Below are 18,663 nucleotides of genomic sequence, written 5' to 3'. Positions count from 1 at the left end.
GATTACTGATAAATCTCGCTACCGCGCTTGCGGAACTCTGCAGACATTTCTTCCATACCCTTAGCGGCGTCGGTCACTTCTGCAATCGGAATGACTTTAGAGCCTTGCTTGGGGTTGCCATCAGCGTCTAATGTAGCAGCATAGTCACGCACTTCTTGTGTGATCTTCATCGAGCAGAACTTCGGACCACACATTGAGCAGAAATGCGCAATCTTGGCGCCCTCAGCAGGTAAAGTAGCATCGTGATATTCACGGGCACGTTCAGGATCTAAGCCGAGATTAAATTGGTCTTCCCAGCGGAACTCAAAACGGGCTTTCGATAAGGCGTTATCACGTACTTGAGCGCCGGGTAAACCTTTTGCAAGGTCAGCACCATGCGCTGCAATCTTGTAGGTGATGATGCCTTCGCGCACATCTTCTTTGTCTGGCAAACCTAAATGCTCTTTTGGTGTGACATAGCAAAGCATTGCTGTGCCATACCAACCAATTTGTGCTGCACCGATACCACTGGTGATATGGTCGTAACCAGGGGCGATATCGGTAATCAATGGTCCGAGGGTATAGAAGGGGGCTTCTAAGCAATGCTTGAGCTCTTCAGTCATATTCTCTTCAATGCGCTGCATCGGAACGTGACCAGGACCTTCAATCATCACCTGCACATCATGTTTCCATGCCTTGGCAGTCAGTTCGCCGAGGGTATGGAGCTCACCAAACTGGGCTGCGTCGTTTGAGTCAGCGATGCAACCGGGGCGTAAGCCATCACCTAAGCTAAAGGAGACGTCATAGGCCTTCATGATTTCGCAAATCTCATCAAACTTGGTGTAGAGGAAGTTCTCTTTGTGATGAGCCAAACACCATTTAGCCATGATGGATCCGCCACGGGAAACGATGCCAGTGATTCGGTCAGCTGTCAGCGGTACGTAACGCAGTAATACACCAGCGTGAATTGTGAAGTAGTCCACACCTTGTTCAGCTTGCTCAATTAAGGTATCGCGGAACATTTCCCAAGTGAGATCTTCTGCGATACCACCAGTTTTATCTAAAGCTTGGTAAATCGGTACTGTACCAATTGGAACTGGTGAGTTACGAATAATCCACTCACGGGTTTCATGAATATGTTTACCAGTAGATAGATCCATGATGGTGTCAGCACCCCAACGAATCGACCAAACCATTTTCTCTACCTCTTCATTGATTGAAGAAGTCACAGCAGAGTTGCCTAAGTTGCCATTGATTTTCACACGGAAGTTACGACCAATAATCATTGGCTCTAATTCTGGGTGATTAATGTTGGCTGGAATAATGGCGCGACCAGCAGCAATCTCAGAGCGCACAAATTCACCGGTGACGATGTCAGGCAGATTGGCGCCATAGCCTTTACCGGGATGTTGTTTAAGTAATTGCTTGTATGCAGGATCTTTACGCAGTTGCTCTAGGCCCATGGATTCACGTAAGGCAACGTATTCCATTTCTGGAGTAATAATGCCTTTGCGGGCGTAATACATTTGACTGACGTTATTGCCTGTCTTAGCAACCCGTGGCGCACTTATATGCGCAAAGCGTAAGTTTTGAGTTGCCTCATCTTGGGAACGCGCAACACCATACTCAGAGCTGGGTCCAGAGAGTTGTTCAGTGTCATTGCGTTCTTTAATCCAAGTCTCACGCAATCTTGGCAGACCTTTTTCCAGGTTGATAACGATTTCTGGATCGCTATATGGGCCTGAAGTGTCGTAAACAGGAACGGGTGGATTGGCAACCAGCTCTTCACCAACCCGAGTTGGTAATTGCTCAATCATGCGAATCGGTGCTTTGATATCTGCACGTGAACCCTGTAAATAGGTTTTGGTAGATGCAGGATATGCAAATTTTTGACCGAAGTCGCGTTCTAAGCTCTTGAGGCTCGGAATTTCATGTTTGGTGGTTTTGGGGCTAGCTGTACTCATGTCCATCTCCTAACTGTTTTAGATGGACGAAACCGGGTGTCGGTCTGATGTAACTCCCCACGCCAGCATTACCTGGATCGGGTTCTAGGGTCTTTCTCAGCGCCTGTGAGCAAAATCTGCTCTAAGGGCACCCCTGTTTCATCCTTAAGGAGGATTTAACCACGAAAAGCCGCTTTGCTGCAGGATACCGTCCAAGAGGGGCAATAAGGGGTCTAAAAGGCTATTTATTGCGTCGCAAAAGGAAATCGGCAGTCACAAAAGCAGCATCGCTAGTGAATTCATCGGCAAGAATGCGGGCAGCGGCTTCCGCAAAAGAAACGTTAATAAAGCCACTCACTTCACCGTCATGATTGGTAGGAATGAAATTATCGGCCAGCACCAGGTCATACACATAGAGTTGCTCATCATGAAAACCGCATGCTGTAAGCGGACGACGCATATGAATGCGAGTTATGGGCTCAATCGCATCGGCAATTTGCGCGGGCACTCCGGCTTCTTCCCAGAGTTCACGTCGCGCACAGACCCAAGGGGTTTCATCAGCAGAGATTCCGCCGGCAGCCATATTGTCTAACCTGCCTGGATCGGTAGCCTTATTTTCACTGCGCCTGCCCAACCAAATTGCCTGGTTCTTGGTGTAACCATTGATATGGGTTGCCATACTGCGAAATCCAAAAGTACGAAAAGCAGCTCGCTCCAGACTAAAATATTGATGACCGTTTTGATCGACCCAAGCAAACTCTTCGTTTCGCCATCCAGGGATAAAGCCACCCAAGCGCAGGTGGTTCGCTAGCTGATTTAAGCTCATTGATACATCTTTAGGCTTGCCTAAGTGAATACTTAAGCGATCATTACCCATCGAAATCAGTGGAACAGCTTGTTTCTTGAGAAACTCTTGCAGGTAAGGAATAAATTCAGGATTAAGGTAGCCAATAGCCTGCTCCTCACTAGCGCCACGAGCAAAATAAATTGGTAAGTAATCAGCGGGAGCAGAGCGCGCCGTATTCTGGAGCATTTCCTCAAGGGCGGCGATGGTGCTATTAGATAAGGCAGTCATTCGTTGAAGTGTAAGGGAACTTGACTTCCTCCGCCGCAATTTGTCAAGACTTCCTAACACAAAACTGAGAAGCAATAGGAATACACATCGCAAAAATTTGCAGAAGAAGACATGCTGATAATTTAAGCAAGCTAGGTCGGTCTATATAAATCTGCGACTTACGAAAACTTTTACCGATTTATCCACATTGCCTGTGGATAACTCTGAATACATTGTTGGTCCCGCCGACAGGAATCGAACCTGTATCACACGCTTAGGAGGCATGTGCACTATCCATTGTGCTACGGCGAGTAGTAAAACTTTTTTCCTAAGGATTAAAGAATGATGCTAAGGAAAATTTGACTACATTCATATTTGCCAATGATTGCTTAACTGCGAACTTCACTACCAACCGCATAAAGCCCAAACTTGATTGCTAATGGCGATCATCATATCGGGTGCATAGTATGCAGAAAAAATGATGAGTAATACAAGCAATGCGAAGCCATAAAAAATCCACTTCCTTAAAGCTAGCTTAGGCTGCTTAAGCATTGGCGACTCTGGCAATGGCACGCTCTTTCACTGGTAAGTTTACTAAGAACGCAAATACTCCTAATGCAATCGCAATCTGCCAAACAATCAAGTAAGAGCCTGTGCGATCAAACAAATATCCCCCCAAGAAAGCACCACAAAAACTACCTAATTGATGAGAGAAAAATACTAAACCTGAAAGCATTGTCAGGTATTTAACACCAAAGATTTGCGCCACAATGCCGTTGGTTAATGGAATTGTCGAAAGCCACAAGAAGCCCATGATGGCAGCAAACACATAAGTGCTCATAGGACTTGGTGGGATTAATAAAAATGCAGTGATTGCAAACGCACGACCTAAATAGATTCCTGAGAGCAGATAACGCTTTGGAAAGCGTTGCCCAAAATATCCAGAGCCATAGGTACCAAAGATATTAAATAGTCCAATTAAGGCAAGTGCAGTAGTGGCAACTGCAGGTGCGCCTACGGCAGGATAAATAGAAGATAAATCTTTAAGGTAGGGTGCTAAATGAACTGCAATAAAGACCACTTGAAATCCACAAACAAAATAACCTAGGGTCAATAATTGAAAGCTCGGATTATTGATGGCCTCTTTTAAAGCTTCTTTAATGGTTTGATCACCTAAGTTATGGCTGTGAACAAAATTCTTCTCACGCAACATAAACGCCGTCGGAATCATCAGGCTGGCCATTAAGCCCAACATTAAGAGCGCGTCTTGCGCACCGAATGCGCTTAACAATCCTTGTTCTGCGGGGATCATCAGGAATTGACCAAACGAACCTGCTGCTGCTGCAATGCCCATTGCCCAAACTCGTTTATCGGCAGGCACGTTACGACCTAAGATGCCATAGACTACGCTGTAGGTGGTTGCAGTTTGTGCTAAACCAATGAGTAAACCGCCCGCAATCGTGAAATTAAGTGCATCAGTGGAAACAGCCATGCCTGCTAAACCGAGCGCATAAAGTACGCCACCAGCAATCATGATTTTGAATGATCCGTAGCGATCTGCTAGTGCCCCTGTGATTGGTTGTACAGCGCCCCAAATGAGATTTTGTAGGGCAATCGTTAAGGCAAAAGTTTCACGACCCCAACCATTGGCAGTAGTGATGGGTAAATTGAATAAGCCAAAACCATGACGAATACCCATGGAGAGTGTGACCATGAGTCCACCAAAAATGAGGACTTGTTTCATGGTGAGAGAGGGTTTGGAGATAGCGGTCATTAAATGATTCCCTTGTTGCGAAGTGCGGCGATTGATTTGTCATCCATATGGAGTCGCTCTTGAAGTACTTCTTGAGTATGTTGCCCGAGAGTGGGCGGAGCCATACGAACTTCAGTAGGTGTTTTGGACAGTTTCATAGGGCTAGCGACTAATTTCATATTGCCTACCGTTGGATGCGGCACATTGATTTGCACATTGCGCGCAATCACTTGTTCATTTTCAAATACTTCTTTGAAATTATTAATCGGACCGCAAGGCACATTGGCTTGCTCCAGCAGAGCAATCCATTCGCCCTTAGTCTTCTTGCGTGTCATTGCCTCTAATAATGGAATCAGTTGTTTGCGATGTTGCACACGTAGGGGGTTGGTTAAAAAAAGTGGATTGTCTGCTAGATGAGCTTCGCCCCCTGCGTTAACAAAATGCCGATACTGGCCATCATTACCTGCTGCTACGATCATCCAACCATCTGAGGTGGGGAAGGTTTGGTAGGGAACAATGATCGGAGAAGCATTACCCCAGCGACGAGGAACCTCACCTGAGGTTAAATAGGCGCTGGAGACATTGGCCATCACAGCGATTTGTGTATCGAGTAAAGACATGTCAATGTATTGACCTTCACCAGTGTGATCACGATGTACTACTGCAGCCAGGATTGCCGTTGAGGCATACATGCCGGTAAAGATGTCGGCAATCGCAACTCCCGATTTTTGTGGGCTGGCCCCTTCAAAGTCATCTGCTTCACCAGTCACACTCATGAATCCACCAATGCCTTGAATAATGAAGTCATAACCAGGTCGATGTGCATAAGGGCCGGTCTGACCAAAACCCGTAATAGAGCAATAGATTAAATCGGGCTTAATCTTTTTTAGGCTCTCGTAGTCCAAGCCATATTTGGCGAGGTCGCCCACTTTGTAGTTTTCGATTAGCACATCGGATTCGGCAGTCAACTCACGAATAATCGCTTGGCCTTCCGATTTGCTGATATCAACCGTAATCGAGCGTTTATTGCGATTGATGCAAATAAAGTAGGCAGACTCGTCAGTTTCTTGACCATGAGCGTCTTTGGCAAAGGGAGGGCCCCAGTGGCGGGTATCGTCTCCAGCGCCTGGGCGCTCAACTTTAATAACGTCCGCACCTAAATCTGCGAGATTTTGAGCGCACCAGGGACCCGCAAGCACCCGGCTGAGGTCTAAAACACGAATATGACTTAAGGCTCCCATGCCCCGATTTTGGCATGGATGACAGGGGAATTCGGGAAAAGTTCCGACTTAGGCTCAGACATGACTACAATTTGCGCGCATGGCTACCCGTAAAACTTCCGAATACAGCGAATCGTCGATTCAGGTCCTCAAAGGACTAGAACCAGTCCGTCAGCGTCCTGGGATGTACACCCGAACTGATAATCCTTTGCACATCATTCAGGAGGTCCTAGATAACGCCTCCGATGAAGCTCTGGGCGGATTTGGTAAGCAAATCATGGTTACTTTGCATACAGACGGCAGCGTAAGCGTGGAAGATGATGGTCGCGGTATTCCAGTTGGTATGCATCCTACAGAAAAGTTGCCTGTCGTCGAAATCGTCTTCACACAGCTTCATGCTGGCGGTAAATTTGAAAAAGGCACTGGTGGTGCCTACGCTTTTTCTGGCGGCTTGCATGGTGTCGGTGTCTCTGTAACCAATGCACTGTCTAAACGATTAGAGGTCACTGTTTGGCGTGATGGTCAAGTTTCTACCTTGACCTTTGCTGATGGCAAAGTGATTGAGAAACTCAAATCTAAATCCTCTACTAAAGACGATAAGTCACATGGCACGCGCGTGCGAGCATGGCCCGACGGTAAATATTTTGATAGCTCCGCGATTCCGATGGCAGATCTGATTCGCTTGCTCAGATCCAAAGCAGTTCTTTTGCCAGGCGTCAAAGTCACACTGATTCAAGAGAAGTCTGGCGACAGTCAAACATGGCAATATGCCCAAGGCTTACGCGGCTACCTCAATGAGGCGATTGCCCAAGCTGGGCATGGTCCGGAAGTGATCCCAGCCTTTGAAGGTGAGCAATACGCTACTGGCACTGGTGAAGATGATTCCTTTGCCGAAGGCGAGGGCGCAGCATGGGTAGTGAGCTGGACCGAAGATGGCGCACCGGTCCGTGAAAGTTATGTGAACTTGATTCCAACACCTGCCGGTGGAACACATGAAAGTGGTTTACGCGAAGGGCTCTTTAATGCTGTCAAAGGTTTTATTGAGATGCATGCTTTGCAACCAAAGGGTGTGAAGCTCATGCCTGAAGACGTGTTCGCACGCGCTTCCTTTATTTTGTCTGCCAAAGTATTAGATCCACAATTTCAAGGTCAGATTAAAGAGCGCTTAAATTCGCGAGATGCAGTGCGTTTGGTTTCTGGATACGCAAAATCAGCTCTAGAGCTTTGGCTCAATCAACATGTTGACTATGGTCGCAAGCTCGCAGACTTGGTTATTAAACAAGCACAGGCTAGAACACGAGCTGGTCAAAAAGTCGAAAAGAAAAAGTCTTCTGGCGTTGCGGTACTTCCTGGAAAATTGACGGATTGCGAGAGTGAGGATATTGCCCAAAACGAGATCTTCTTGGTAGAGGGTGATTCAGCAGGCGGCTCAGCCAAAATGGGTCGTAATAAGGAATATCAGGCCATCTTGCCCTTGCGCGGTAAGGTTTTGAATACTTGGGAAGCAGAGCGTGATCGCCTATTTGCAAATAATGAAGTCCACGATATTGCGGTAGCGATTGGTGTTGACCCACACGGTCCGAATGACAATCCGGATCTCTCTAACTTGCGTTACGGCAAGGTTTGTATCTTATCTGATGCGGACGTTGATGGCGCGCATATTCAAGTATTGCTGCTCACCTTGTTTTACAAACATTTTCCAAAACTCATTGAGTTAGGCCATGTCCATATTTCTAGACCGCCGCTCTTTAGAGTAGATGCACCTGCGCGTGGTAAAAAACCAGCACAAAAAATTTATGCGCTCGATGCGAGCGAGTTGCAAGCCATTGAAGATAAGTTACGCAAGGATGGCGTCAAAGAGTCTGCCTGGCAGATCTCTCGCTTTAAAGGCTTGGGTGAGATGAGTGCTGAGCAATTGTGGGATACCACCCTCAACCCAGATACGCGGCGTTTGTTGCCGGTTACTTTAGGCACCTGGACTGAAGATGAGACCTTTAAAACCATGGATATGTTGATGGGTAAATCAGAGTCTGGTGCACGTCGTGATTGGCTAGAAGAGCGTGGCAATGAAGTGGAGGCAGATATTTAATGGCTACGAAAAAGACTCCAGGCAAGAAGCCAGCAGTTGAGCAGGCAGATCTATTTTCATCCTCTATCGAAGAGATGGAAATTGTTGAGCTTGATCAGGCTACTGCATCAAAAGGACAATCCTCAACTCCGAATGGCCCCAAGGATCCACACGATCCTAAAACCATGAATCTCAATGAAGACAATAAAGACAGTTTGACGCTAGCCGTCTATGCTGAGCGTGCCTATTTGGATTACGCCATTAGCGTTGTCAAAGGTCGTGCATTACCAGATGTCTCTGATGGTCAAAAGCCTGTCCAGCGCCGTATCTTGTTCTCGATGAGCGAAATGGGTTTGCGCGCCGATGCTAAGCCCGTGAAGAGTGCTCGTGTTGTGGGTGATGTATTAGGTAAATTTCATCCGCATGGCGACCAATCAGCTTATGACGCTTTAGTTCGCCTAGCCCAGAGCTTTTCATTGCGCTATCCATTAATCGATGGGCAAGGTAATTTCGGTTCGCGCGATGGCGACGGTGCAGCAGCGATGCGTTATACCGAAGCCCGCTTAACCAAAATTGCTGGCTTATTACTCAGTGAAATCGATGAGGGTACTGTCGACTTTGCACCAAACTATGACGGCTCATTTCAAGAGCCGAAGCTATTACCAGCACGCTTACCATTTATTTTATTAAACGGTGCCTCCGGGATTGCAGTAGGTATGGCTACTGAAATTCCTTCGCATAACTTGCGTGAGGTTGCTTCTGCAGCAATCGCTTTAATGAAGTCACCCAAGCTCTCAACAGCTGATTTATTAGAGATTATGCCTGGCCCAGACTATCCAGGTGGTGGTCAGATTATTTCTTCTACAGCTGAAATTGCGCAGATCTATGAAACTGGTCGTGGCAGCGTTAAAGTTCGTGCCCGTTGGTCTGTAGAAGAGTTGGCCCGTGGTCAATGGCAGGTCGTTGTTAATGAATTGCCACCATCCGCCTCATCGCAACGTGTCTTGCAAGAAATCGAAGAGATCACCAATCCTAAAGTGAAGGTTGGCAAGAAGACCCTAACTCCTGAACAAAATAATCTCAAATCTACGATCTTGAACGTGCTCGATGGAGTGCGCGATGAGTCTAGTAAGGATGCAGCAGTGCGCCTGGTGTTTGAGCCAAAGAGCAAGAATATTGATGTCAATGAGTTTGTAAATCTGCTATTGGCGCATACCTCCTTGGAATCTAATGCACCGATGAATTTGGTGATGATTGGTAATGATGGTCGACCACGTCAAAAAGGCTTAAAAGAGATTATTTCTGAGTGGATAGCGTTCAGAGTGGCAACAGTCACACGTCGTACTCAGTTCCGCTTAGGCAAAGTTAAAGACCGCATGCATATTTTGGAAGGGCGCTTAACGGTTCTTCTCAATATTGATAAGGTTATCAAGATCATTCGCAATAGCGATGAGCCCAAAGCTGATCTGATGAAAGAGTTCAAACTTACAGATCGTCAAGCTGAAGACATTCTTGATATTCGCTTGCGGCAATTGGCGCGCTTAGAGGGCATCAAGATTGAGCAAGAGCTTAAAGAGCTTAAATCCGAGCGTGATGATTTAGAGGGTTTGTTACAAAGTGATACTGTTTTACGTAAACGCATCATTAAAGAAATCGAATCTGATATCAAAGATTTTGGTGACGATCGTCGCACTTTGATTCAGGAAGATAAGCGTGCTGTTGCAGAAACGAAGGTGATTGATGAGCCAGTCACAGTGATCGTTTCTCAAAAAGGCTGGGTCAGGGTGCGACAAGGCCATGAGCATGACGCCACACAATTTAGCTTTAAGGCTGGTGATGCGCTCTATGCAACCTTCGAGGTGCGAACGGTAGATGTTATTCAGGGCTTCGGTAGTGATGGCCGTGTCTATACAGTGCCTGTGAGCGAGCTTCCTGGTGCACGCGGCGACGGCTCTCCATTGACCAGCTTTGTAAACTTAGCGGCAGGCTCGCAAATGGTCGCTTATTACGCTGGTCAGCCTGATGATTTGGTATTACTTTCTACTAAAGCAGGTTATGGTTTCTTGGCTAATGTGTCGGATATGACTACACGCAATAAGGCTGGTAAATCTTTTATTACTGTCGATGCTAAAGTGTCGGGTGATGCCCCTTTAGGAGCCACTCAGGTACAAGTTGGCATGAAGCAAGTTGCTTGCTTATCAGAAGCTTCTAAGTTGCTTGTATTCCCGTTAGATGAGCTCAAACGTCTGCCAACTGGTGGCAAAGGCGTGATCTTGATGGGCTTGGATGACAAAGAGTTTATGGCTTCTGCCATTGCGGTGGGACCTAATGGCGCTACCTATTCAGGGGCAGGACGAGCCGGTAAGCCTACTGAACTAAGTTTAGATGCAAAAACCCTAAAGTCGTTTGCTGGCAACCGCGCACGCAAAGGTCATTTTGTTGAGCCACGCCTCAAAGAGGGCAAGCTGAAGGCTAACTAAGCCGAAAAATTAAACTTTCTTCGGAATCGCAACACCGTATTTAACGGCGATCACTTCCGCCAGAATAGATACTGCGATTTCTGGTGGGGTGAGTGCTCCGATGTAGAGGCCCACTGGCCCATGCAAGCGCTCCACCTCCTCTTTGCTGACATCAAAATCGATTAAACGCTCTTTGCGTTTTTGAGTGTTATTGCGACTACCTAAAGCGCCCACATAAAAAGCGGGGGACTTTAAGGCTTCCATCAGCGCCATGTCATCAAGCTTGGGATCGTGTGTTAGCGCCACAACAGCAGTATGGGGGTCGACACCAATCTCGAGTAAAACATCATCTGGCATACCTTTGATAAAAGTCACGTCATCACGATTAAGACCTTCGGCATATTCTTCTCGTGGATCAATCACAATGACCTCAAAGTCAGAGGCTAAGGCAAAGTCTGCGGTGTACAAAGATAACTGACCAGCACCAATGATTACCATGCGCCAACGGGGTCCATAAGTGGTGCACATCTCAGTAGCCGTGCAAGTAAATTCATCATTCCGATTACCGACCTGCAAAGTCGATTTACCACTAGCGATATTGACACTGCGTCTTGTGACTTGGTGTGAAGTGATGGACTCAAGTAATTTCTCAAGCACTGCTAATTCGGGTCTAGGCTCTACCAAGAGACGTAAAGTGCCGCCACAGGGAAGTCCAAAGCGCGCCGCTTCTTCTTGACTTACGCCATAGATCACCATTTCAGGGGTATCGCGCGTCAGAATTTCAGTTTGGACGCGGCTAATCAAGTCATCTTCGACGCATCCACCTGATACGGAGCCTGCTACTTGACCATCTTGTCGAATCGCTAGCCATGAGCCCACAGGGCGGGGTGCTGAGCCCCAAGTTTGGACTACGGTAGCAATAGCCACAGGGTGACCTGCTGTTAACCAGTTCACTGCAGATTTGAGGACGCTTAAATCAGTACTATTCATGTAATGTCTTTTTATATTTTTTTAGATTCTTATTTATTATCACTCTAATGACTCTCTCGGGTAAATCTACCAATCTGAAGCTGGCCATTGTCCTATTGGCTGCTGGTGAAGGAAGTCGCATGGGCTCGATTCCAAAAGCCTTGCTTCGTCAAGATGGAAAAAGCTTATTAGAAACCTTCTGTACCTCTGTTGATATGCTCAATACAGTGGAGTTTTTGGTCGTGACTGGATTTCATGCACAAGCTATTGAAGCCGAACTAAAACGCGTAGGTAAAACGACCAATGCAGCAATCACCGTCATTTATAACTCAAAGTCTGCTCAGGGTCAGGGCTCATCGGTGCGACTGGCACTAGAGAGTCTACAAAGTCAATTTGATGTACTTGCGGTATGCCTGAGCGATCAGCCTCACATTACTGATAAAGAGTTGGTGGTTTTATTGGAGCAGTTTGTAGACCGAAAAGATCCAGAAGAAATAGTGATGCCACAAGTCAATGGACAACGTGGTAACCCAGTATTGTTCTCTAGAAAGGCAGTAGAGGCAATTTTGTCAATGCCGAATATGGTGTGTCGACCTTATATGGATCAACACCCAGACCTAGTCAAAATTTACGAAACAGATCATGCAGCTTTCATCCTCGATGTCGACACCGATGCTGACATGCAGAAACTAGGGATCACACGTTCTTAGAGATTATTTAGATCTCTGCGATCAGTTCAATCTCAACGCAAGCACCTAATGGGATTTGTGCTACTCCAAAAGCGCTACGAGCATGTTTGCCAGCATCGCCAAAGACTTCGAATAAGAGTTCTGAGCAGCCGTTAACAACAAGGTGCTGTTCTGTGTATTCGTTTGTAGAGTTGACTAAGCCCATCACTTTGACAATCCGTTTGACTTTATCGAGCGAGCCAAGATGATTCTGTAATGTAGAAATCAAATCAATTGCGATTGAGCGAGCGGCTGCTTTGCCAGTCTCAGTGTTCATATCCTGACCTAACTTGCCAACCCAAGGTTTGCCATCGTGCTTGGCAATATGGCCAGATAAAAATACCGTATTACCAGTTGTTGCCGCCATCACATAAGCAGCTGCTGGTGGTCCAGGTGGAGGCAAATCAATGCTAAGGGTTTTCAGGCGATCGCTAATCTTGCTCATAGTGTTATTTAAATCTTTAAAAGATATTTAATGAAAGAATCTTACTGCTTAATTATTTCGAGAGCTGACGCATTGCGCTCTCGAGACCATTTAAGGTCACTGGATACATATGATCCTTCATAAGGTTTTTCATGATGTCGATGGATTGTCGATACTCCCAAATGGATTCTGGCTCTGGATTAAGCCAGGCAAAGTGAGGGAAGTGATCTAAGAGGCGGTTAATCCAAACGGCGCCAGCCTCTTGATTGTTATATTCAACTGAGCCATTCGGGCTCAGGATTTCATAAGGTGACATGGTGGCATCACCTACAAAAATCAGTTTGTAGTCAGGACCATATTTATTGATGATGTCTTGCGTAGAAGTGACTTGATCTCTGCGACGACGATTACTTTGCCAGAGATTTTCATATACGCAATTATGAAAATAGTAATACTCCAGATGCTTGAACTCTGCTTTGGCAGCGGAGAATAATTCTCCTATCTGCTTGATGTGGTCATCCATCGAGCCACCGACATCCATGAGAAGCAATACTTTGACTTGATTATGCCGCTCAGGTCGCATCTGAATATCGAGCATGCCAGCATTCGCAGCAGTCGAATGTATGGTCTTATCTAAATCGAGCTCTAACACTGAACCCTCTCGAGCAAAGCGACGAAGACGTCGTAATGCCACTTTGATATTGCGGGTGCCCAAGGCAAGATCACTGTCGTAATCCTTAAATTCTCGAGCCTCCCATACTTTGATGGCAGTGCGATTGCCTGCGCTTTCCCCGCCAATTCGAATGCCCTCTGGGTAATAGCCACTATGCCCAAAAGGCGAGGAGCCACCAGCCCCAATCCATTTATTGCCACCACCATGCCAATCTTTTTGTTCTTTCAGTAATTCTTCAAGACGTTTCTTGAGCGCTTCTGGACCGCCCAGTTTTTGGAGTGCCACTTTTTCTTCATCGGTTAAAACGCGTTGTAGTTTCTTTTCTAGCCACTCCATTGGAATATCAGGAGTCAGGGCGATGATTTGCTCAACACCTTTAAAGTACGAGCCAAATACCTGGTCAAAGCGATCAAAGTGTTGCTCGTCTTTCACGAGCGTCATTCGCGAGAGTTGGTAAAACTCATCGATCGACGGGTTGATGACGCCTGACTTTAATGCGTCTAAGAGAGTCAAAAACTCTCTTACTGAAACCGGTACCTTAGCCTCTTTCAGATTGAGAAAGAATTGAATTAACATCGCATGAGCCTAAGAGCAATTAGCGATGGTTACGATTCATCATCACTAAGCGCTCAAATAAATGAACATCTTGTTCATTCTTTAATAAAGCGCCGTGCAGTGGAGGAACAACGATCTTGTCATCTTGACTATAGAGTGCATCTGGAGGAATGTCTTCTGCCAATAAAAGCTTGAGCCAGTCAATGAGTTCAGAGGTAGAGGGCTTCTTCTTGAGGCCTGGCAGCGAGCGTATTTGGTAAAAGGCTTTGAGGGCCGCCTCTAGGAGATCTTGTTTGATACTGGGGTGATGCACATCCACGATACTTTGCATAGTTTTAGCATCAGGGAAAGCGATGTAATGAAAGAAGCAGCGACGCAAAAAGGCATCTGGTAATTCTTTTTCATTATTGGAGGTAATGATGACGAGAGGGCGATGCTTTGCCTTAATCAGCTCGCGGGTTTCATAGACATAGAATTCCATGCGATCAATTTCACGCAAAAGGTCGTTCGGAAATTCAATGTCTGCCTTATCAATTTCATCGATGAGCAAAACAGTGGGTTCGTTTGCTTCAAAGGCTTGCCATAAAACACCTTTGACTATGTAGTTGCGAATATCTTTAACCTTTTCATCGCCCAGTTGAGAATCGCGCAAACGACTGACAGCGTCGTATTCATATAAACCTTGTTGTGCTTTGGTGGTGGACTTGATGTGCCACTGCAAGAGTGGCATTTTGAGAGCGGCTGCGACTTCTTCAGCCAGCATGGTTTTGCCTGTACCTGGCTCACCTTTGATTAACAGGGGGCGCTGAAGCGCTATCGCTGCATTGACTGCCAGTTTGAGGTCATCGGTCGCAACATAGCTTTGACTACCATCAAAGCGCTTTGAATTTTGGGCAGAGGATGTGTTGAGTGGGTGGGTCATGAGAGGCAATCTAGAGGTCTTTTATCGGATGATTAAGTATAGGGAAATAGTGCCCAATCTTCAGTATTTCTCTTGATTTAGAGCGCAGAAATGAGGAAATCATGGTTAGGAGGACGTCTCTCCGCTATACTCTCGGTGGTTGATTTAAATCAAACTGATAAATACAGATTTCTATGAAAAAACTCTCCATTCTTACTCGATTGCTTGTTTGTGCTGGCATAGCATTAACTGGATTTGCCGCTCAGGCTGATGAAGTTAAAGGCAATGCGGCTGCGGGCAACGGCAAGGTTTGGCTTTGTGTTGGCTGCCATTCCATCCCTGATTACCGTGCTGACTATCCGTTGGTTTACAGAGTGCCTATGTTGGGCGGCCAAAATGCCGCTTACATTGCTTCCTCCTTGGCTGAATACAAGAAGGGCAACCGAAAGCATCCATCTATGCGAGCTATCGCCGCTAGCTTGTCTGACCAAGATATGGCTGATATTGGCGAATACTATGCTGCGCAAACTGCCAGCTCACCTAACAACCCATTGAAGTGATAGAGACACGTTTATGAAATTTGCACTAGTTACAGCAGTTTTGCTTTCCAGTATTAGCTTGGTTCATGTTGCTAACGCTGCCAGCGTTGAAAAAGGTCAAGTTTTAGTTGAGAAAGCCAATTGCGCATCTTGCCATGGTGCTGGTTTAAATGCACCGATCCTGCCTGCCTACCCAAAATTGGCTGGTCAATATCCTGATTACATTTATTACGCCCTAAAAGCTTACAAAGTAGGCAATGGAAATGCTCAATATGGACGTAATAATGCCGTGATGGGCTCGCAAGTTCAGGCATTCTCTGATGCTGACATGCAGGACATTGCAGCTTATGTTGCCTCTTTGCCTGGAAACTTCGTTATTAAGAAGTAAATCCGTTTCAGCAGTTCTTCATTGGGTATTCAATACAAAGGCTTAGAATAATCTTCTAAGCCTTTGTTATTGATAGTAAAAACTTTTATCTCAAAGCTTCTAAGCCTCTCGCAAAGTGTTTGCGCATAGCAGTTTCAGCCCCAGTCTGGTCTCTTTTCAATAGGGCGTTGAGGATGTCACGATGCTCCACTAGAGAGTTTTGTAGTCTTCCTGTACTGGTTAGAGAATCCTTCCGATGTAATTTAAGCACCTTACGAAGATCTGCAATGACCCCATTCATCCAGCGATTTCCGGCGATTTCTTGGATTAATTCATGAAATTTGCCATTAATCTCGAAAAATTGCTCAATATCTCGATCTGCGGCTGCCTTTTCAAGACGGTGATGCCAATAGTCCAATTGATTTAACTCATCTTCACTTGCTTTAGTAGCCGTTTCTCTGGCTGCTTCACCTTCCAGCAGGGAGAGGATCGTAAAAATTTGCTCTAAATCTTTTCTGGCGACCTCAGTGACATAGGCACCACGGCGCATTTTGATTGTCACTAGCCCCTCAGAGGCCAGTACTTTAATAGCTTCGCGCATGGGAGTTCGACTAATTCCAAATTGTTCTGCCAAGCGTTGTTCATCTAGCCAGCTTCCAGGAGCTAGTTCCTTAGCAAAAATTTGCTCTCGGAGACGATCGGCTACGTCTTCGTATAAAGGTCGATTATTCAGTTTTGTATCCATAATTATGAATACATGATATCTAGACAAATTCCAAATAGTCAAGCAGAATTACAAAATCTTAGATGCAATGCAACATATTAAACGGGAGTGCTTTGTGAGTTCAGAAAAGAAAAGTCCAGCTAGTGCATGGCCATCATTTCCAGAAGTCAATATAGAGACTTGGAAAAAGTCTGCCCAAAAATCAGCACCAAATGGCGATGTGGATAAGCTGGGCTGGAATACTCCTGATGGTATTCAGTTAAAAGCGCTTTACACCTCATTAGACACAGAGAACTTAAATTACACCGATACTTTGCCTGGTTTCGAGCCTTATGTGCGCGGACCACAAGCAACGATGTATTCCGTGAGGCCATGGACGATTCGTCAGTACGCAGGATTCTCCACTGCAGAAGAATCGAATGCCTTTTATCGCAAAGCATTAGATGCGGGTGGACAAGGTGTTTCTGTTGCATTTGACTTGGCAACACATCGCGGTTACGACTCTGATCATCCACGCGTTACGGGTGACGTTGGTAAGGCGGGCGTAGCCATTGACTCTGTAGAAGATATGAAGATTTTGTTTGATGGTATTCCACTAGACAAAGTATCTGTATCGATGACGATGAATGGTGCTGTATTGCCAGTGTTAGCGGGCTATATTGTTGCTGGCGAAGAGCAAGGTGTTAAGCAAGAACTGCTATCAGGCACCATTCAGAACGACATTCTAAAAGAGTTCATGGTGCGTAATACCTATATTTACCCGCCAGAACCATCGATGCGCATTATTGGCGACATCATTGAGTACACCGCGCTACACATGCCGAAATTTAACTCGATCTCGATATCGGGTTATCACATGCAAGAAGCTGGAGCAAACCAAGTATTGGAATTGGCATTCACCTTGGCTGACGGTAAGGAATATGTCAAAACAGCGCTTGCTAAAGGTTTGGATGTTGATGGCTTTGCTGGGCGTCTTTCATTCTTCTTTGCAATCGGCATGAACTTCTACTTGGAAGTTGCTAAATTACGTGCGGCACGCTTGCTGTGGTGGCGCATTATGAAATCATTTGAACCACAGAATCCAAAGTCTTTGATGTTGCGGACGCATTGTCAAACTTCAGGCTGGTCATTGACAGAACAAGACCCCTATAACAATGTCGTGAGAACTACGGTTGAAGCGATGGCTGCCGTCTTTGGCGGCACTCAATCCTTGCATACCAATTCCCTAGACGAGGCAATCGCTTTGCCTTCTGAGTTTTCAAGCCGCATTGCTCGTAATACGCAGTTGATACTTCAGGAAGAAACCCACATTACTAGCGTGATCGATCCCTGGGCTGGTTCTTACATGATGGAGAGCCTCACTCAAGAGATGGCCGATAAAGCTTGGGACATTATTCAAGAGGTTGATGCGATGGGCGGCATGACAAAGGCAGTTGAAAGTGGTTGGGCTAAGCTCAAGATTGAAGCAGCGGCAGCTGAAAAACAAGCCAAGATCGACTCAGGCACTGACGTGATTGTTGGCGTTAATAAATATAAGCTGGGCAAGGAAGATCTTGTAGATATATTAATGATTGATAACGACAAGGTTCGTGAAGGTCAAGTCGCGCGTTTAAAACAAATCAAAGCCAAGCGCGACAGTAAAAAAGTAGAGGCTGCATTAGAGGCGTTAACTAAGGCTGCAGAAGATCACTCCGGTAATTTATTGGAGTTATCTGTTAATGCAATTCGTTTGCGTGCGACCGTTGGTGAAGTGTCTGATGCGTTAGAGAAAGTTTACGGGCGCCATCGCGCCGATACTCAAAAGGTGACCGGAGTGTATGCAGCTGCTTATGACTCAGCCGAGGGTTGGGCAAAATTACAAACTGAAATCGCTGACTTTGCCAAAGAGTTTGGTCGTCGCCCTCGCGTGATGATTGCCAAACTAGGCCAAGATGGACATGATCGTGGGGCTAAAGTCGTAGCGACTGCCTATGCGGATTTGGGCTTCGATGTGGATATCGGACCCTTATTTCAAACACCTGAAGAATGCGCCCGTCAGGCGATTGAAAATGACGTTCATGCTCTAGGTGTATCTACTTTGGCGGCAGGTCACAAAACTCTAGTGCCAGCCATCATTGCTGAATTGAAGAAACAAGGTTCTGATGACATCATCGTTTTTGTCGGCGGTGTAATCCCAAGACAAGACTACGAGTTTCTTTACGAAGCGGGCGTCAAAGGGATTTATGGTCCAGGCACCCCAATTCCAGCTTCAGCAAAGGATGTGCTTGAGCAAATTCGTCAATCTGTAAAACCTGTTTGATACAAAGT

Annotated in this window: 15 protein-coding genes, 1 tRNA gene and 1 riboswitch; of the genes, 6 read left to right on the top strand and 10 right to left on the bottom strand. The window is 46.1% G+C overall.

Annotated elements, in window-relative coordinates:
• Positions 1 to 2: 2 nt before the first annotated feature.
• The 5 genes from thiC to ICN21_RS02220 form a co-directional block, all read right to left on the bottom strand.
• Positions 3 to 1,943: a phosphomethylpyrimidine synthase ThiC gene (gene thiC, locus ICN21_RS02240; RefSeq protein ID WP_216861632.1), complete on the bottom strand. Its 1,941-nt coding sequence runs from the start codon at positions 1,941 to 1,943 to the stop codon at positions 3 to 5.
• 37 nt (positions 1,944 to 1,980) lie between these two features.
• A riboswitch (TPP riboswitch) is annotated at positions 1,981 to 2,088 on the bottom strand.
• A 75-nt stretch (positions 2,089 to 2,163) separates the two neighbouring features.
• Positions 2,164 to 2,997, bottom strand: a complete 834-nt coding sequence (locus ICN21_RS02235; RefSeq protein WP_216176430.1) for an NUDIX hydrolase family protein — start codon at positions 2,995 to 2,997, stop codon at positions 2,164 to 2,166.
• A 216-nt stretch (positions 2,998 to 3,213) separates the two neighbouring features.
• Positions 3,214 to 3,288 (bottom strand) — tRNA-Arg (locus tag ICN21_RS02230).
• A 232-nt stretch (positions 3,289 to 3,520) separates the two neighbouring features.
• Complete coding sequence (locus ICN21_RS02225) at positions 3,521 to 4,741, bottom strand: MFS transporter (protein WP_370624043.1); 1,221 nt, start codon at positions 4,739 to 4,741, stop codon at positions 3,521 to 3,523.
• Between the two features lie 8 nt (positions 4,742 to 4,749).
• Positions 4,750 to 5,970, bottom strand: a complete 1,221-nt coding sequence (locus ICN21_RS02220) for a CaiB/BaiF CoA-transferase family protein (protein ID WP_215317954.1) — start codon at positions 5,968 to 5,970, stop codon at positions 4,750 to 4,752.
• Between the two features lie 79 nt (positions 5,971 to 6,049).
• Between ICN21_RS02220 and ICN21_RS02215 the strand changes: the two genes are divergently transcribed.
• Together ICN21_RS02215 and parC are read left to right on the top strand one after the other, a co-directional pair.
• Positions 6,050 to 8,038, top strand: coding sequence for a DNA topoisomerase IV subunit B (locus ICN21_RS02215; protein ID WP_215317953.1), 1,989 nt, complete (start codon positions 6,050 to 6,052; stop codon positions 8,036 to 8,038).
• 164 nt (positions 8,039 to 8,202) lie between these two features.
• Entirely contained in the window at positions 8,203 to 10,497 is a 2,295-nt protein-coding gene (gene parC / locus ICN21_RS02210) for a DNA topoisomerase IV subunit A (protein WP_216176743.1), read from the top strand.
• Positions 10,498 to 10,506: 9 nt separating this feature from the next.
• On the opposite strand, the gene ICN21_RS02205 is transcribed toward parC, so the two are convergent.
• A complete protein-coding gene (locus ICN21_RS02205; protein ID WP_216176428.1) occupies positions 10,507 to 11,466 on the bottom strand; it encodes an XdhC family protein in 960 nt (319 codons plus the stop codon).
• A gap of 47 nt (positions 11,467 to 11,513) precedes the next feature.
• Between ICN21_RS02205 and ICN21_RS02200 the strand changes: the two genes are divergently transcribed.
• Entirely contained in the window at positions 11,514 to 12,155 is a 642-nt protein-coding gene (locus ICN21_RS02200) for an NTP transferase domain-containing protein (protein WP_216176426.1), read from the top strand.
• Positions 12,156 to 12,162: 7 nt separating this feature from the next.
• On the opposite strand, the gene ICN21_RS02195 is transcribed toward ICN21_RS02200, so the two are convergent.
• Genes ICN21_RS02195 through ICN21_RS02185 form a run of 3 tightly spaced genes read right to left on the bottom strand, consistent with a single transcriptional unit; the run spans position 12,163 to position 14,747 of the window.
• Positions 12,163 to 12,618, bottom strand: coding sequence for a RidA family protein (locus ICN21_RS02195; RefSeq protein ID WP_215294624.1), 456 nt, complete (start codon positions 12,616 to 12,618; stop codon positions 12,163 to 12,165).
• Positions 12,619 to 12,670: 52 nt separating this feature from the next.
• Complete coding sequence (locus ICN21_RS02190) at positions 12,671 to 13,846, bottom strand: VWA domain-containing protein (RefSeq protein WP_216176424.1); 1,176 nt, start codon at positions 13,844 to 13,846, stop codon at positions 12,671 to 12,673.
• A 19-nt stretch (positions 13,847 to 13,865) separates the two neighbouring features.
• Positions 13,866 to 14,747, bottom strand: a complete 882-nt coding sequence (locus ICN21_RS02185; RefSeq protein WP_216176422.1) for a MoxR family ATPase — start codon at positions 14,745 to 14,747, stop codon at positions 13,866 to 13,868.
• Positions 14,748 to 14,920: 173 nt separating this feature from the next.
• On the opposite strand from ICN21_RS02185, the gene ICN21_RS02180 reads away from it, so the two are divergent.
• Positions 14,921 to 15,286: a cytochrome c gene (locus tag ICN21_RS02180; protein ID WP_251371992.1), complete on the top strand. Its 366-nt coding sequence runs from the start codon at positions 14,921 to 14,923 to the stop codon at positions 15,284 to 15,286.
• A 13-nt stretch (positions 15,287 to 15,299) separates the two neighbouring features.
• Positions 15,300 to 15,653, top strand: coding sequence for a cytochrome c (locus tag ICN21_RS02175; RefSeq protein ID WP_216176420.1), 354 nt, complete (start codon positions 15,300 to 15,302; stop codon positions 15,651 to 15,653).
• Positions 15,654 to 15,738: 85 nt separating this feature from the next.
• Here ICN21_RS02175 and ICN21_RS02170 read toward each other — a convergent pair whose 3' ends face one another.
• Complete coding sequence (locus ICN21_RS02170) at positions 15,739 to 16,377, bottom strand: GntR family transcriptional regulator (protein ID WP_216176418.1); 639 nt, start codon at positions 16,375 to 16,377, stop codon at positions 15,739 to 15,741.
• Between the two features lie 151 nt (positions 16,378 to 16,528).
• Here ICN21_RS02170 and scpA point away from each other — a divergent pair, with 151 nt between their 5' ends.
• Complete coding sequence (gene scpA / locus ICN21_RS02165; protein WP_370624042.1) at positions 16,529 to 18,655, top strand: methylmalonyl-CoA mutase; 2,127 nt, start codon at positions 16,529 to 16,531, stop codon at positions 18,653 to 18,655.
• Positions 18,656 to 18,663: the final 8 nt, after the last annotated feature.

The organism is Polynucleobacter sp. AP-Feld-500C-C5, from assembly GCF_018882265.1.
GTDB lineage: Bacteria > Pseudomonadota > Gammaproteobacteria > Burkholderiales > Burkholderiaceae > Polynucleobacter.
Note: the sequence above shows the minus strand (reverse complement) of the source record. Positions and strands in the feature narration are given on the sequence as shown.

Coding starts and splice junctions, on each gene's coding strand:
- ICN21_RS02170 (WP_216176418.1), bottom strand. CDS start 16,377: ATGGATACAAAACTGAATAATCGACCTTTATACGAAGACGTAGCCGAT.
- parC (WP_216176743.1), top strand. CDS start 8,203: ATGAATCTCAATGAAGACAATAAAGACAGTTTGACGCTAGCCGTCTAT.
- ICN21_RS02190 (WP_216176424.1), bottom strand. CDS start 13,846: ATGTTAATTCAATTCTTTCTCAATCTGAAAGAGGCTAAGGTACCGGTT.
- ICN21_RS02235 (WP_216176430.1), bottom strand. CDS start 2,997: ATGACTGCCTTATCTAATAGCACCATCGCCGCCCTTGAGGAAATGCTC.
- ICN21_RS02175 (WP_216176420.1), top strand. CDS start 15,300: ATGAAATTTGCACTAGTTACAGCAGTTTTGCTTTCCAGTATTAGCTTG.
- ICN21_RS02215 (WP_215317953.1), top strand. CDS start 6,050: ATGGCTACCCGTAAAACTTCCGAATACAGCGAATCGTCGATTCAGGTC.
- ICN21_RS02220 (WP_215317954.1), bottom strand. CDS start 5,970: ATGGGAGCCTTAAGTCATATTCGTGTTTTAGACCTCAGCCGGGTGCTT.
- ICN21_RS02195 (WP_215294624.1), bottom strand. CDS start 12,618: ATGAGCAAGATTAGCGATCGCCTGAAAACCCTTAGCATTGATTTGCCT.
- thiC (WP_216861632.1), bottom strand. CDS start 1,943: ATGAGTACAGCTAGCCCCAAAACCACCAAACATGAAATTCCGAGCCTC.
- ICN21_RS02185 (WP_216176422.1), bottom strand. CDS start 14,747: ATGACCCACCCACTCAACACATCCTCTGCCCAAAATTCAAAGCGCTTT.
- ICN21_RS02200 (WP_216176426.1), top strand. CDS start 11,514: ATGACTCTCTCGGGTAAATCTACCAATCTGAAGCTGGCCATTGTCCTA.
- ICN21_RS02180 (WP_251371992.1), top strand. CDS start 14,921: ATGAAAAAACTCTCCATTCTTACTCGATTGCTTGTTTGTGCTGGCATA.
- ICN21_RS02205 (WP_216176428.1), bottom strand. CDS start 11,466: ATGAATAGTACTGATTTAAGCGTCCTCAAATCTGCAGTGAACTGGTTA.